At 61.0% G+C, this 13,091-nt stretch carries 13 protein-coding genes; 8 read left to right on the top strand and 5 right to left on the bottom strand.

All coding sequences use genetic code 11. From position 1 onward, the window contains the following. Positions 1-64 precede the first annotated feature (64 nt). A complete protein-coding gene (gene dksA, locus OF122_RS08330; RefSeq protein ID WP_264227308.1) occupies positions 65-484 on the bottom strand; it encodes an RNA polymerase-binding protein DksA in 420 nt (139 codons plus the stop codon). A gap of 114 nt (positions 485-598) precedes the next feature. Beyond that, positions 599-1,015 carry a flagellar assembly protein FliX gene (locus OF122_RS08325; RefSeq protein WP_264227307.1) on the bottom strand — a complete coding sequence of 139 codons (417 nt, stop codon included), beginning with the start codon at positions 1,013-1,015 and terminating at the stop codon, positions 599-601. A gap of 263 nt (positions 1,016-1,278) precedes the next feature. Here OF122_RS08325 and OF122_RS08320 point away from each other — a divergent pair, with 263 nt between their 5' ends. The 8 genes from OF122_RS08320 to flaF all read left to right on the top strand — a co-directional run bounded on the left by OF122_RS08320 (position 1,279) and on the right by flaF (position 7,902). After that, entirely contained in the window at positions 1,279-2,403 is a 1,125-nt protein-coding gene (locus OF122_RS08320) for a flagellar basal body P-ring protein FlgI (protein ID WP_264227306.1), read from the top strand. After that, positions 2,403-2,717: a rod-binding protein gene (locus OF122_RS08315; protein ID WP_264227305.1), complete on the top strand. Its 315-nt coding sequence runs from the start codon at positions 2,403-2,405 to the stop codon at positions 2,715-2,717. The genes OF122_RS08320 and OF122_RS08315 overlap by 1 nt, the downstream gene beginning before the upstream one ends. Further along, complete coding sequence (locus OF122_RS08310) at positions 2,717-3,184, top strand: hypothetical protein (RefSeq protein WP_264227304.1); 468 nt, start codon at positions 2,717-2,719, stop codon at positions 3,182-3,184. The genes OF122_RS08315 and OF122_RS08310 overlap by 1 nt, the downstream gene beginning before the upstream one ends. A 119-nt stretch (positions 3,185-3,303) precedes the next feature. Then, complete coding sequence (locus tag OF122_RS08305) at positions 3,304-3,654, top strand: hypothetical protein (RefSeq protein WP_264227303.1); 351 nt, start codon at positions 3,304-3,306, stop codon at positions 3,652-3,654. Between the two features lie 135 nt (positions 3,655-3,789). Beyond that, positions 3,790-5,310 (top strand): flagellin N-terminal helical domain-containing protein, encoded by a 1,521-nt coding sequence (locus tag OF122_RS08300; protein ID WP_264227302.1) that lies wholly within the window; start codon positions 3,790-3,792, stop codon positions 5,308-5,310. 176 nt (positions 5,311-5,486) lie between these two features. Next, on the top strand, positions 5,487-7,037 hold the full coding sequence (locus OF122_RS08295) for a flagellin N-terminal helical domain-containing protein (RefSeq protein WP_264227301.1): 1,551 nt from the start codon (positions 5,487-5,489) through the stop codon (positions 7,035-7,037). Between the two features lie 120 nt (positions 7,038-7,157). Next, positions 7,158-7,601, top strand: coding sequence for a flagellar biosynthesis repressor FlbT (flbT, locus tag OF122_RS08290; RefSeq protein WP_264227300.1), 444 nt, complete (start codon positions 7,158-7,160; stop codon positions 7,599-7,601). Next, positions 7,534-7,902, top strand: a complete 369-nt coding sequence (gene flaF / locus OF122_RS08285; RefSeq protein WP_264227299.1) for a flagellar biosynthesis regulator FlaF — start codon at positions 7,534-7,536, stop codon at positions 7,900-7,902. Before flbT ends, flaF begins: the two co-directional genes overlap by 68 nt. 77 nt (positions 7,903-7,979) lie before the next feature. Here flaF and OF122_RS08280 read toward each other — a convergent pair whose 3' ends face one another. The 3 genes from OF122_RS08280 to OF122_RS08270 form a co-directional block, all read right to left on the bottom strand. After that, positions 7,980-9,446 (bottom strand): flagellin N-terminal helical domain-containing protein, encoded by a 1,467-nt coding sequence (locus tag OF122_RS08280; RefSeq protein WP_264227298.1) that lies wholly within the window; start codon positions 9,444-9,446, stop codon positions 7,980-7,982. A gap of 6 nt (positions 9,447-9,452) precedes the next feature. Beyond that, complete coding sequence (flgK, locus tag OF122_RS08275) at positions 9,453-11,282, bottom strand: flagellar hook-associated protein FlgK (protein WP_264227297.1); 1,830 nt, start codon at positions 11,280-11,282, stop codon at positions 9,453-9,455. 61 nt (positions 11,283-11,343) lie between these two features. Further along, positions 11,344-12,963 (bottom strand): flagellar hook protein FlgE, encoded by a 1,620-nt coding sequence (locus OF122_RS08270; RefSeq protein ID WP_264227296.1) that lies wholly within the window; start codon positions 12,961-12,963, stop codon positions 11,344-11,346. Positions 12,964-13,091: the final 128 nt, after the last annotated feature.

The following is a 13,091-nucleotide window of genomic DNA, read 5'->3' as shown; positions in this document are numbered from 1 at the left end:
GGCAAACAGCCCGCTGAAGTATTCCTTCAACGGGCCGCCGCAAACGATTCTAAAGGTTCGACAATCAGTCGTCGCGATAGACCTTCTCGCGCCGCTCGTGCATTTCCTGCGCTTCAAGGCTCAGGGTCGCAATCGGTCTGGCATCGAGACGGGCCAGCCCGATGGGCTCACCGGTTTCTTCGCAAAAGCCGTAGGATCCCTCTTCGATCCGCTTGAGCGCGGCATCGATCTTGGCGATCAGCTTGCGCTGGCGGTCCCGGGTGCGCAACTCAAGCGCCCTGTCGCTTTCCGAAGACGCCCGGTCGGCCATATCAGGGTGATTGGTGCTTTCTTCCTGCAGGTTTTCGAGCGTTTCGCGGCTCTCGCGAAGGATCTCGTCCTTCCAGGCGTTGAGCTTTTTCCGAAAGTATTCGCGCTGGCGCGCGTTCATAAACTCTTCGTCCTCGGAGGGACGGTAATCGTCTGCAAGGGCCTCGACCGACATCGTAAGACTCACTCCCCTTGGCAACAGGTCGCCGCTTATATAGTGGGGTCAAACTTTTCGAGCAAATGGAAAGTTGCCGGGGTGTTAACAACACCGTGAGGTGCCGCAAACGGGTCACAGCGCCGGGTATCGTCCCAGCTTGGCCAGTTCGACCCGCACCCGCAATTCGATATCGGCCACGATGTCTTCCAGAGCCGGCTCAATCTGTGATTTGGCCTGCTGCAACAGCGCGACGGCGCGGTTGAGCCGCCCTTCGCCCACCTGCCCGATCAAAAGGTCGGCCTGGATATCCTCGAGCATATCGAGCAGGGAATTGGCACGCTTGACCGCCTTGCGGCGTCCGGTAGTCGCATCGTCCGCCGCCTGAAGCGCCAGCAACGCGTCAATGCCACCCGCCGCGATGGGCGCCGAGGTCTGGGCGCTGCGGGCCGATCCCTGTCCCGATTCAATCTGAAACGCCGGCCCCGACGATGTCGCGGCAGTGCCCGGCCGGTTCGTGGTGATGATCCGCCCTGTTCCGTCGATCCGCATATCTGGCCCGATTGGCTCGTGGTTAATCGATTGCTAGCCGGCAGATTTTGCCCAGAGGAGTTAATTTACCCTTAACGACCCGGCAAAGCCTGCCCATCCACGCATCGTCCGCACTGCGTAGGTTTTATTAAAACTACGCAAAAACAATGGATTAAGCGGACTCGCCCCGGTTTGGCACGCTTTTCGCTATATCGTCTGTGAATTGCGGCGCGTCATCGTGGGGACGACGGCACGCCGCCCGGAAACGGGGAATCGGATACAAAATGAAAACAGGACTGCTTCGCACGACATTGGCAATCGCCCTTAGCGCAGCGCTGGCGCTGACGGGGACGATTCCGGCCAGCTCCGCGCCGGCCCGCATCAAGGATATCGTCGAAATCGAAGGTGTCCGCGACAACCAGCTGATCGGCTACGGGCTCGTGGTCGGCCTCAACGGCACCGGCGACAGCCTCAACAACTCGCCCTTTACGCGCCAGTCGCTGATCGCCATGCTCGAGCGCATGGGGGTGAACACCCGTGGCGAAACCCTGCGCACGGCAAATGTTGCCGCCGTCATGGTCACCGCCAATCTGCCGCCCTTTTCCACGCAAGGCTCTCGCATCGACGTTTCGGTGGCCGCCATGGGCGACGCCTCGTCCCTGCAGGGCGGCACCCTTCTGGTCACCCCCCTGCTTGGCGCCGATGGCGAGGCATATGCCATCGCCCAGGGCCCGGTTCTCATCAACGGCTTTTCCGCCGAGGGCGAGGCCGCGACGGTGATCTCGGGCGTCCCAACCACCGGCATGGTCTCATCGGGCGGGCTGATCGAGCGCGAGATCAACTTCGCGCTCGGCGCCCAGCACTCGGTTCGCCTCTCGCTGCGCAATCCCGACCTCACCACCTCGCGCCGCATCGCGCTGGCCATCAACGATCTGATCGGCCTGCCGGTCGCCATCCCGACCGACCCGGCCAATGTCCGGCTGTCCCTGCCCAACAATTTCAACGGCAACATCGTCGATCTTCTGACCGATATCGAGCAATTGGTGATCCAGACCGATCAGGCCGCCCGCATCGTCATCAACGAAAACTCCGGCATCATCGTCATCGGTCGTGACGTTCGGGTTTCCTCGGTCGCCATCGCCCATGCCAATCTGACCATTTCAATCGCCGAAAACCCAAATGTGGTGCAGCCCAATCCGTTTACGGACGGAGAAACCGCCGTCGAGCCGCGCACTCAGATCAATGTCAATGAAGACGGGACCCAGCTTGCGGTGGTCCCGGAATCGATCTCGCTGCAGCAGCTTGTCGACGGACTCAATACACTGGGCATCTCGCCGCGCGATCTGATCGCCATCCTGCAGGCGATAAAGGCTTCTGGCGCCCTGCAAGCTGAAATCGAGGTGATCTGATGGCCATCGCCCTCAACTCTGCCTACCAGTCCCTGCCCGGCTACGCCAATCTGCGCGAAAAGGCCAGCGAGCTCGAAGGCGTGTTTCTCAACACCCTGGTCTCGGAAATGTTCAAGGGACTGGAAACCGACTCCATGTTCGGCGGCGGTTACGCCGAGGAAACCTGGCGCGGCATGATGAGCGAACAATACGCGGCCGAAATGGCCCAGGCGGGTGGCATCGGCATTGCCGACCAGATGGTCGCCGCCCTTATCGAAATGCAGGCAGCACAAAGCACCGCGCCTCAACTGTCATCCATGGGAGCTTACCGATAATGACCGCCGCAGAACGCCTCATAGCGCTTGAATCCCTGGATGCGGAAACCCTTTGCGCTCGCGCCGAAACCGCGCTCGGCGCGCTGGTCGAGGTGATGAACCGCGAAACCACCTATCTGCGGGCCGGTCACATGCGCGAAGCCACGGCGCTGACGGGTGAAAAAACCCAGCTGGCCCAGGATTACGTGACGCTGGCCCGCGCTATCCAGCGCGCCGCGCCGCGCCTGAAGGCCGAAGCCCCCACCCGCATAGACGCCCTGCGCCGCGGCCATGAGGCGCTCGCCACCCAGATGGCTGAAAATCTGCGTGTTCTGGCCACGGCCCGCACTGTAACCGAAAACCTTCTCTCGGACGTCGCCCGCGCCGCCGGCAACGCGGCTAAGCCCAAGACTTATGGCGCAGCCGGCCAATCGCCCAAGCCTTCGACAGAATCCATGAAGGGCATTTCGATCAACCGGGCGCTGTGATTTTCCCGATTGAGACAATTTTCTTAAAACACAACCACCCCGCCTAACCCGCCCGACAGCCTTTGCGGCACATTATGCCCGGCAGATTTTGCCGCATCGGCCAGGGAAATGGTTAACAGGTGACGGGGTTCATTCCACCGCAGCAGGGCCCGCTCGGGATCGCTGCAGCCATGGCGCGACCGGTCGAACGACCGGCGGCACCCCCGCCCCATCGCGTCCGCGATTCCGCCGGAGCGAGCCTCGGCCAGCCCCTTCCCAAACGCCCCGCCCCCAACCGCCAGCGGCGCCAGAATTCCGATGAAGATCAAGTACTTGATGGCAACGTCTCCGCAGCGACACTGCTCGATACCAGCCTGATCGCATCCACCCTCGTCAACACCGAGACGACTTCGGGCGCTGCCCTGATCGTGCGCTCTGCTCCCTGGGAACCGCCGCGATCGAGCCTGACGCTGCGCGACCGCTCCGTGTAGGGCAAAAGGTAAATTTACCCCTTGATGATCAGACTTTGTTAACTATTCGGTAGCACTTGGCGAAGCACTCTATGGTTAACGCGCTCCTAACAGGGAGTGATTCTGTTCATACCAATCGACACGGGGGTTTTGGCCATGTCTGATGTGACGCTATCGAAAGCGGTACGCTCCAACCTTCTGCACCTTCAGAATACCGCCAAGCTCATGGATTCGACCCAGGAGCGCCTGGCCACGGGCAAGAAGGTCAATTCGGCCCTCGACAATCCCACCAACTTCTTTACTGCCGCATCGCTGAACGGGCGGGCCGCCGACATTGGCACCCTGCTCGACGCCATGAGCAACGGCATCCGCACCATCGAGGCAGCGGACAATGGCCTCACCGCCATCACCAAGGCGATCGAGTCGATGCAGTCCACGCTGCGTCAGGCCCGGCAGGACAATTCGTTCAAGACCGAAAGCTATACTGTCAATGTCGCCGACGCGCCGGTTGGCACCGAAGTGCTCAACTTCGCGGGCGGAGCACTGGCCGACGGTACCGATTTCGACGTTGACCTCACCGCCGCGCAGTCCGAAATCCAGGCCGGCACCTATACCGACATCGATTTCACCAACGGTGGCGCCAATGACGGCGAGATCAGTTTCGACATCGGCGTTCACGGCGGCACAGCCGAGACGATCACAATCACCCATGCCGATGCGGTAACCGCGGGCGTGGCCGATCCCGCCGCGGTCACCGCAGATGAAATGGCCGCCATTCTCAACGCCAAGCTCGACAATGCCGGAGTTGCCGCGACCGCAACCGTCAATGGTGGCGACCTGGTCTTTACCACCGACGCCTCTGCGGGCACGAGCGAAGCCGATATCGAGATTTCCAACTTTACCGTCACAAATGGCGCGGCCGGTTCAGGCATTGCCGACGCAACGGGCACGGACATCAACATCACCGCCCGGACCGTCGACGCACTCGTCACCGCCATCAACGCCGACGCCAACCTGACGGGTGCCGTCCGCGCGTCCAACGACAACGGCAAGCTGCGCATCGAGAACCAGTCGACCGGCGCACTGACCCTGACAGGTCTGACCGACGGCGAAATGACAGGCGGCATCGGCCAGTCCGAAATCGAGGGCAACGACGTTCGCGCCAGCCTCGCCCGCCAGTTCAACGAAACCCGCACCGAACTCGACCGGCTGTCCGAGGACGCGTCCTTTAACGGCGTCAACCTGCTGCGCGGCGACCAGCTCAAGATCGTGTTCAACGAATCGGGCACATCGAGCATCGAAATCCAGGCCAAAAACGCCAAAGGCGAGGCACGGGCGATCAACGTGGCCAATCTCGGCCTGGACGAACTCTCCGCCGAAGATCTCGACCTCAACGCCGACATCGACGCCCAGCTCGCAAACCTGCAGAACGCGCTCAATGAGGTGCGCGCGCAGGCATCCGATCTCGGTTCGACCCTTTCGGTGGTCCAGAACCGCGAGGATTTCACCAAGCGTATGATCAATACGCTGGAAACCGGGGCGGCCAATCTCACTCTCGCCGACACCAACGAGGAAGGCGCCAACCTTCTGGCGTTGCAGACCCGCCAGCAGCTCTCCCAGACCGCGCTCAGCCTCGCCAGCCAGGCCGATCAGGCCGTCCTGCGCCTGTTCGGCTAAATGGTACGTCAAAGAAGATGAAACCAGGCGGGCTCCGGCCCGCCTTTTTTATTGCGCGATATTTCCGATGAGGGGGAACGCCTTAACCAATCTTTAGAAGATATCGCACAGTGTCGGGCCAGCCGTCTCAGGAAGAGGCGCTATAAATTGCATAAATCCTAGAAGGGGATTTCTATATGTCTGACGTCACGCTCTCGAAGGCGGTTCGCTCGAACCTGCTCTCCCTCCAGAACACTGCTGACATGATGTCGGCAACCCAGACCAAGCTTGCCACCGGCAAGAAGGTCAATTCGGCCCTGGACAACCCGACCAACTTCTTCACTGCCTCTTCTCTGAACTCGCGCGCCGGCGACATGAACTCGCTGCTGGACTCCATGGCCAATGGTATCCAGACGCTCGAGGCTGCCGATAACGGCCTGTCCTCGATCACCAAGACGCTGGAATCCATGCAGTCGACGCTGCGTCAGGCCCGTCAGGACAAGTCTTTCGAGACCGCCTCCTACACGGTCGACGACAGCCTGACCTCGGGCGACATTTCGTTCTCCGGCGGTGCCGTTGGCGATACTGCAGTCGATGTCGCGCTGACAGAGTCCTTTGGTATTTCGACCGGTTCGGGCTTCTCTGCCCTCGACTTCGACAGCGCCGCCGACGACAGCTATGCTGGCACCGTCGCTTTTGATGTCGAACTCAACGGCAGCGGCACGACCAACAGCGTTGCCATCTCCGCGACCGACGCTGACACGCTCTCGATTTCGATCGATGGCGGTACCGCGGTCGAAGTTGACGTGGCCGACGTCGAAGCCGTTACCGCCGATGAGTTTGCCAGCGTTCTCAACGCCGGCTTCGATGCCGAAGGTATTGCGATCGATGCATCCACCAGTGGCGGCGAACTGGTACTGACCAGTGAAACCGGTGCTGACACGGCAGACGCAGCCATTACGGTCAGTGCCGTTGCCGAAACTCTTGCGGGTGCAAGTGACTCCGGCCTTGGCGCCGCTGTCGACAGCGCCACCGCAGGCGTTGCCAAATCCGTTGATACGCTCGTTTCCGAAATCAACAACAACTCGTCTCTCTCGGGCGCGATCCGCGCTTCGAACGACAACGGCAAGCTGCGCATCGAGAACCAGTCGACCCAGGAACTCGATGTTGATGGTGTTTCGTCCGCCGGTGCCATTGATGGCACGTCCACCGGTGCGAACTCGATCGAAGGCAACTCCGTTCGTGCGGGTCTGGCCGACCAGTTCAACGAACTGCGCGACCAGCTCGACAAGATCGCAGACGACGCCTCGTTCAACGGTATCAACCTGCTGCGCGGCGACAACCTGCAGATCACGTTCAACGAGACCGGCACGTCGGAAATCAACATCCAGACCGAAGGTGGCGAGACCATCAACTCGGGCAATCTGGGCGTTCCGACCACGCTTGAAGCCTCTGACCTCGACAGCGACGCCAACATCGACTCCGTGCTCGCAGACGTAAAGTCCGCGATCAACGAAGTCCGGTCGCAGTCCTCGACCTTCGGTTCGAACCTCTCGATCGTCGAAAACCGTCAGGACTTCACCAAGAACATGATCAACACGCTGGAAACCGGCGCGTCCAACCTCACCCTGGCCGATGCCAATGAGGAAGCCGCCAACCTTCTGGCCCTGCAGACCCGCCAGCAGCTGTCCTCGACCGCTCTGTCGATGGCTTCGCAGGCTGATCAGGCCGTCCTGCGTCTGTTCTAAGAAATCTGATCCTCCCAGAACGGGAGTACATCTTTCGGAAAAGGGCGGGCCAGAAGGCCCGCCCTTTTCTTTTGTCCCGCCCCTCTTCATAATCGGTGCAAATTTGAAGAGGTACGAATCATGGCGCTGAAGGTCGAGTTGAAGCCCGGCGAAAAGCTCATCGTGGGCAGCTGCGTAATCACCAATTCCGACCAGCGCACACGTCTGTTCATCGAGGGCAAAGCACCCATCCTGCGTGAAAAGGACATCCTGTCCGCAGCGACAGCCGACACGCCCGCCAAGGCCATCTATCTCGCCATCCAGATCATGTATGTGGAGGGCAATATTGATAAGCTCACAAAGAGCTATTTCGAACTCATCAACGAAATGGTCCGCGCCGCACCGTCCACTTTGCCCTATGTCGACGCTATCAATAATGAGATATTAACCGGCGATCTCTACAAAGCTCTCAGGGCTGCAAAAAAGCTGATCGAATACGAAGGGGAGTTGCTGGGGCATGCAACATCAGGGGGCACTCGCATACCAGAGGACCGCGCAACAGACAGCGAGTCCCAGAGATCTTGAGGCCAATCTTCTGGCCCGTCTTGCCTCTCGTCTGCAAAACATTCGCGACACCTGGCCTGAAAGCCGGCCCGAGCTGACAGAAGCGCTCAACAAGAACCGCAAGGTTTGGTCGATCTTCGTTCAGGCCGTGACCAAAGACGACAGCCCCCTGCCCGCACCGATCCGCCAGAACATCGCCAATCTCGGCATCTTTGTCATGGGCCAGACCTATGAGCTGCTCGCCGGCGCCGACCCCGCCAAGCTCGACGCGCTCATCAACATCAACCGCCAGATTTCCGCGGGCCTGCGCAGCAAGGGCTAAGCCCCTGGCCCAGCGCCGATGTGAAAAAGCCCCGGTCGATGCCGGGGCTTAGTTTTTTGAGGCTCTGAACGGAACGCTTAGAGGTAATTCACCAGCGAGAGCTGGCTGGCCATGGCCGTAGCCTGATAGCTGGCCTGGAGCTGGGTCTGCAGCGTCATAAGCAGCATGGCCACTTCCTCGCGCGGGGCTTCGGAAATCTCGGCCAGCATCGTTTCGAGCTGTGCGCCATATTGGGAATGACGCTCCTTGACGGTGTTGACCGTGGAGGCGGCGATGCCCAGTTCCATGGTGATGACTTCAATCGCCCCGGTTTGGGCGTTCTTGTCTTCCGATAGCCGCGAGCGCTGAACGTCAACCAGAGCATCGTAGCGGGCGGCATTGTCTTCATCGAGCGGCGAAAGCTCGGAAACCGAAAACACCGCCAGCCCCTTGATGAGTTCGACAAAGCCCTGCTCATTGGCCTGAACGCCATACTGGGTCTTGGTGTTCTCATCGATATTGGCCGAAACCGTCTGGCGCGGATTGTCGCTGTCCTGCCCGCGATACCAGGCCGTCGCAGCCGGATCCTGCGCCTCGCCCATGCCATTGAAAAAGTCATCGGCCGCCGCATAGGTCGAGGACGAGCGCAGATCGGTCCTGGCCAGCGTTTCGAGCTTGGCCGCGATGACCGCATCGAGATTGGCCGCTGTTTCGTCGGCGTCCGCCCCGATGGCAAAGCCCCCCTCGGGCACCGGATCGGTACTGGTGGCCGTGAATGTGAGATACTGCACGGTATCGCGGTCATGGGGGAAGGTGATGCCGATCGTGACCGTATCGCCATCGGCCGGCACGCCGCCCGCCGTGATCGTTGCAACCTGCTCGGCGTCGGGGAACAATGGGTCGACCGGCTCCGCCGTCCCGGTGATGGCGGTTCCCGTCGTGGTCACCGAGGCGATCTTGAAGCCAAATTCGTGGTCGCCATCCTCGGTCAGCGTGATCGTATCGGCGGCCAGCGCCTGGTCGATGCGGCCAGAATTGCCCGCTATCGTGCCCATGTCCTCTTCGTTGCGGTTCTCGGTGTAACTGACGAACCCGGTCGGCCCGTCCATGATCTCTTCAAAGCTCGCAACCGGCTTGGTGTCCGACTTGTTGCCCCCGAAAATGAACTGCCCGGTGATATCGGTATTGAGGACGTCGATGACTTCCTTGAGCAGATTGGTGGCCTGATTACGGGCGTTGGTGAGGTTGATGCCATCGGTGCCATAGGCATTGGGCACGGCCAGCGCCCGGGCTGAACCTTCGATCTCGTCGAGCCGCTCCAACCCGTTTGTGTAAAAGCTGAGCCGGTTTTCGACGGTCAGGATATTGGACTGATAGCCCTCGATCCGCGACAGTCGGCTGCGCAGATTGATGTCGTGGACGCGATCGCTGCCCATCTCCGCCAGCGTGTTGTAGCGGTTGCCCGTCGCCAGTTGCAGCTGGAGGTTCTCGAACTGCTTGCTCATCTTGGAGATGGACGTCAGGGTCGAAGATACCGGATAGAGCGATTTGTTGATGATCGTCATGAGACCTCACATAGCCAGCAGAGCATCGATCAGTTCCTGCACTGTCGAAACCACGCGCGCGCTTGCTGAATAGGCGTTCTGGAGTTGCATCAGACGCGCCATTTCCTCGTCCACCGTCACGCCGTATTCGGCCCCCATGCGCGTGGTGATCGATTGTAGCGTATAACTGACGGCTGAGCTTTCCGACTGGGCCTTGGAGACCACATTGCCCTGGTGATTGATCATCTGGCCGATGAGATCGGTAACCTTGCCCGTGAGCCGCACACCGCCATCGGAAAGCGCGGTCATCTTGTCGGAGACAAACTCCATCGATTTGAGATTATCGAGCAGGAACTCCGGCCGCGTCGCATCGCCCAGCGACACGCCACTGGCATATTGCACAAGCTGCGCCGGATCCGAGATCAACGCGGTGTTGATCGAAATTCGCCCGGCAAAGCCGCGCTTCTGACCGCTGCCATCGAGTGAATTGGTAAAGGCCGCGTCACGTGTATCGACAAACAGGTTGAGCGCGCCCGTGCCGTCCTGCGTGCCGGTCACGCTGATCTGGGAGGACATGGCGCGCATGTCGGCGCTGTCGATCGACAGAACGCCGGCAGCGTCGGTGATGACCGCGCCCCCCGGCAACTCGCCAGCCAGCGCCGCGGCAATCGCCGCTGCCGGATCGCCGCCGGAAATGTCGACCCCGATAACCCGTTCGCCCTTTGCATTGGGCGTGGCGAGCGGCAGGTTGGCCGCATCGCCCATCGCCACCACGCGAATGGAGCGGTCGGTCGTTCCGTCATTATAGGTCAGGGCAATCGAATTGCCCGGCTGCATGCCGGAAATGTCGAGCTCGTAGAGGTCGGGCGTCAAATCGTCGGGCGCCGCGACCGTGGTGACGGTGTTCATCGCCTGGGCCAGACCGGCGGCGATCTCGTCGAGCTGATCCTGCATGTTGACCAGCGTCGTGTCGCGCAGTTCCAGAAGGCCGGCAAGGCGACCCGAGGACAGCAATTCGCCCCCGGCCAAGTCGACCTCCAGCCCCGATGGGGTGCGCAGGGTCAGTTCGCCCACCCCGCTCTTGGCCGGATCGGGATCAAACAGCGATGTCGAATTGAGCCCGCCGCCCGAGCGGAACCCGAACTGGGAGGCCTCGACGTCGAGAATGCCCACCCCGCTCTCGGTCATGAGCGCCACGGTGCCGTCGGAGCGGTAGGTGGCACGCACGTCGACCAGTTCGGAAATCGAGGCCACCAGCCGGTCGCGCTCGTCCATGAGCGAAAGCCGCGCCTGCTGATCCTGCGAAATGTCGAGGATGCGCACATTGATATCGGCCAGCGCGGTAAGCTGCCGGTTGAGCTCGGATACCCCATTGGAAATCTGCTGCTCGGCTTCTACGCGCATTTCCTGCACGGCGCCGGTCAACGTGTTGAGCTGACCGACTAGCTGCTGGGCCGCGTTGAGCACGCCCGCCCGCGTCGTCACATCATTGGGGTTGGTGACCAGAGCCTGCAGCGCGTTCTCGAACCCCGCATAGAGCGTATCGAGGGAATTGGCATCGCCCGGCTTGCCCAGATGCATCTGCATGCGATCGAGAAAATCGGTGCGCACATCGTGATAGCTGGCCGAGGAAACCGCCGCCAGATGCTGCTTTTCCAGCGCCTCGTTGAACGCCCGTGTGAGGGTCGAGGCGCGAACCTGCGCACTCGTCCCATAGGCGGTTTCCTCGATGACGATGGACTGCCGGTGATAGCCCGGCGTTCCCTGATTGGCGATGTTGCGCGAAACGACATCGATGCCCCGCTGGCTGGCATTCATGCCACCCAGTGCATTCGATAGCGTCGAACTCAATCCCATCGCATCAACTCCAGCTCACAGGGTCAGTTAACCGGCCGCCGTTTTACCGGCGGCCAATCGATCATCGGATCATGTTCAAGGCTTCTTGCAGCATCTCGTCTGCCGTCGAGACGATGCGCGTGCCCGCCGAATAGGCCTGCTGGGTGACGATCAGCTTGGTGAACTCTTCGGAGATGTCGGTGTTTGACGATTCCAGAGCGCCCCCGGTGATGCCGCCATCGGTGGAAAGGATCGCCTCGCCCGAGGCCGCCGTTGCCGAGTAAATGCCGCCATCGAGCCGCTTGAGCTGGTTCTCGGCATTGAAATTGGCCGTCACCAGCTGGAAGATTTCGATCTGCTCGCCATTCGAATAGGTGGCGACCACCCGACCATTGTCGTTGATGGCCACCGACATGAACGAACCGGCGGGATAGCCGTTCTGGTTCAGCGTGGAGACAGCGGCGCGACCATTGGCGTTGTCGAACTGGGTCAGCCCGCCGGCCCCGAGGTCGATTTCAACGTCGCCGACTTCCGTGCCGTTAATGGTGAGATTTGGCAGGTTCAGCCGCAAAGGCTCGGACAAGGAAACCGAAGCGCCGCCCTGCGTCTGGAGCACGCCATCCTCGAAGGTGAACTCACCATCGGGAACCTCGGACCAGGTCTGGGGTTCGCTGTCGCTCATGTAGTAGAGCCGCCAGGTGTCGGGTTCGTTGGAAACCTTGCCCCACCGCATCTGCACGTTCACCGACGCGCCATTGGGCGCATAAACCGTGATCGCCCCGCCTTCGACCGAGCGCGAGACAAAGTCGGAATTGGTTTCCGGCGCATCCGGAACCGGCTGCGAGGCGATGCCCGTAATGGTGGCCGTACCGCCGATGGCGATGTCGTGGTTGGTGTTCTCGGCCGAAATCTGCAGGCGACCCTCGGAGTCCAGCGACGCTGTGGCGCCGGGAACCGATGAATTGACCCAGTCGATCAGATCCTGGAGCGTGGTACCGTCCACACCTTCCTCGAAAGTCTGGACTGCCCCGCCCCCAACCGAAATCGTGAACTGGTCGCTGGCCGCCCATCCCAGGCCCGGAGCGGCACCCTGAAGCGTCTCGCTGCCGTCCATATCGCCATCGGAGGAAAGGGTCGTCGCAAAATCGGCCGCCAGCCCCACAGCGGGGGTGTCGGGCAGGTTGACTTCATAGACAATGCGCTGGGTTGCCTTGGCCGGGATCAGCCCGTTGGACACCTGCACCATCTCGGGCACCGAGCCGGCAACGTTGCCGGTCGAGGTATCGATCGGCACGCCCTTGAGATAATAGCCCGCGCCGTTGCGCAGAAACCCTTCGCGATCCATCTCGAAATCGCCGCGGCGGGTATAATAGCTCGCATCGCCGAACACGGAATTGCCATCGGACGTGCCGGTCTTTTCCGCGACAACGAAAAAACCCGACCCGTTCAGCGCGACGTGGGTACCGGTCGATGAGGTGATGATGTCGCCACGCACATCGTTTGTGGAGCGCGAGTAGGACAGAACCGCGCCGGGCTTCTGCCGACCGACCGCCGCATCGGGGATCAGATCGATGAACCCGGTCTCCATGCGCTTGTAGCCCGTGGTCTGCGAATTGGCGATGTTGCCCGAAATGTTCTCGAGCGCGAACGACTGCGCCGCCATGCCGGTCACGGCCGTCGACAATGCCCCATAGATACCCATTTTACTCTCCGTCGTACGAGCGACCCCAATCGGGATCGCGACAGCCCCAAACATCTGCACGCCAAGCACGCGCATTCGCAAAGAGATGATGCAAGGGGAGTGCCAGACTCCAAGGGCATTGATTTTAT

This window comes from Pelagibacterium flavum (assembly GCF_025854335.1).
Lineage (GTDB): Bacteria > Pseudomonadota > Alphaproteobacteria > Rhizobiales > Devosiaceae > Pelagibacterium > Pelagibacterium flavum.
Note: the sequence above shows the minus strand (reverse complement) of the source record. Positions and strands in the feature narration are given on the sequence as shown.

What these genes read in the sequence shown, in the direction of transcription:
- dksA (WP_264227308.1), bottom strand. Translation starts at nt 484, where the DNA reads ATGTCGGTCGAGGCCCTTGCAGACGATTACCGTCCCTCCGAGGACGAA.
- OF122_RS08325 (WP_264227307.1), bottom strand. Translation starts at nt 1,015, where the DNA reads ATGCGGATCGACGGAACAGGGCGGATCATCACCACGAACCGGCCGGGC.
- OF122_RS08320 (WP_264227306.1), top strand. Translation starts at nt 1,279, where the DNA reads ATGAAAACAGGACTGCTTCGCACGACATTGGCAATCGCCCTTAGCGCA.
- OF122_RS08315 (WP_264227305.1), top strand. Translation starts at nt 2,403, where the DNA reads ATGGCCATCGCCCTCAACTCTGCCTACCAGTCCCTGCCCGGCTACGCC.
- OF122_RS08310 (WP_264227304.1), top strand. Translation starts at nt 2,717, where the DNA reads ATGACCGCCGCAGAACGCCTCATAGCGCTTGAATCCCTGGATGCGGAA.
- OF122_RS08300 (WP_264227302.1), top strand. Translation starts at nt 3,790, where the DNA reads ATGTCTGATGTGACGCTATCGAAAGCGGTACGCTCCAACCTTCTGCAC.
- OF122_RS08295 (WP_264227301.1), top strand. Translation starts at nt 5,487, where the DNA reads ATGTCTGACGTCACGCTCTCGAAGGCGGTTCGCTCGAACCTGCTCTCC.
- flbT (WP_264227300.1), top strand. Translation starts at nt 7,158, where the DNA reads ATGGCGCTGAAGGTCGAGTTGAAGCCCGGCGAAAAGCTCATCGTGGGC.
- flaF (WP_264227299.1), top strand. Translation starts at nt 7,534, where the DNA reads ATGCAACATCAGGGGGCACTCGCATACCAGAGGACCGCGCAACAGACA.
- OF122_RS08280 (WP_264227298.1), bottom strand. Translation starts at nt 9,446, where the DNA reads ATGACGATCATCAACAAATCGCTCTATCCGGTATCTTCGACCCTGACG.
- flgK (WP_264227297.1), bottom strand. Translation starts at nt 11,282, where the DNA reads ATGGGATTGAGTTCGACGCTATCGAATGCACTGGGTGGCATGAATGCC.
- OF122_RS08270 (WP_264227296.1), bottom strand. Translation starts at nt 12,963, where the DNA reads ATGGGTATCTATGGGGCATTGTCGACGGCCGTGACCGGCATGGCGGCG.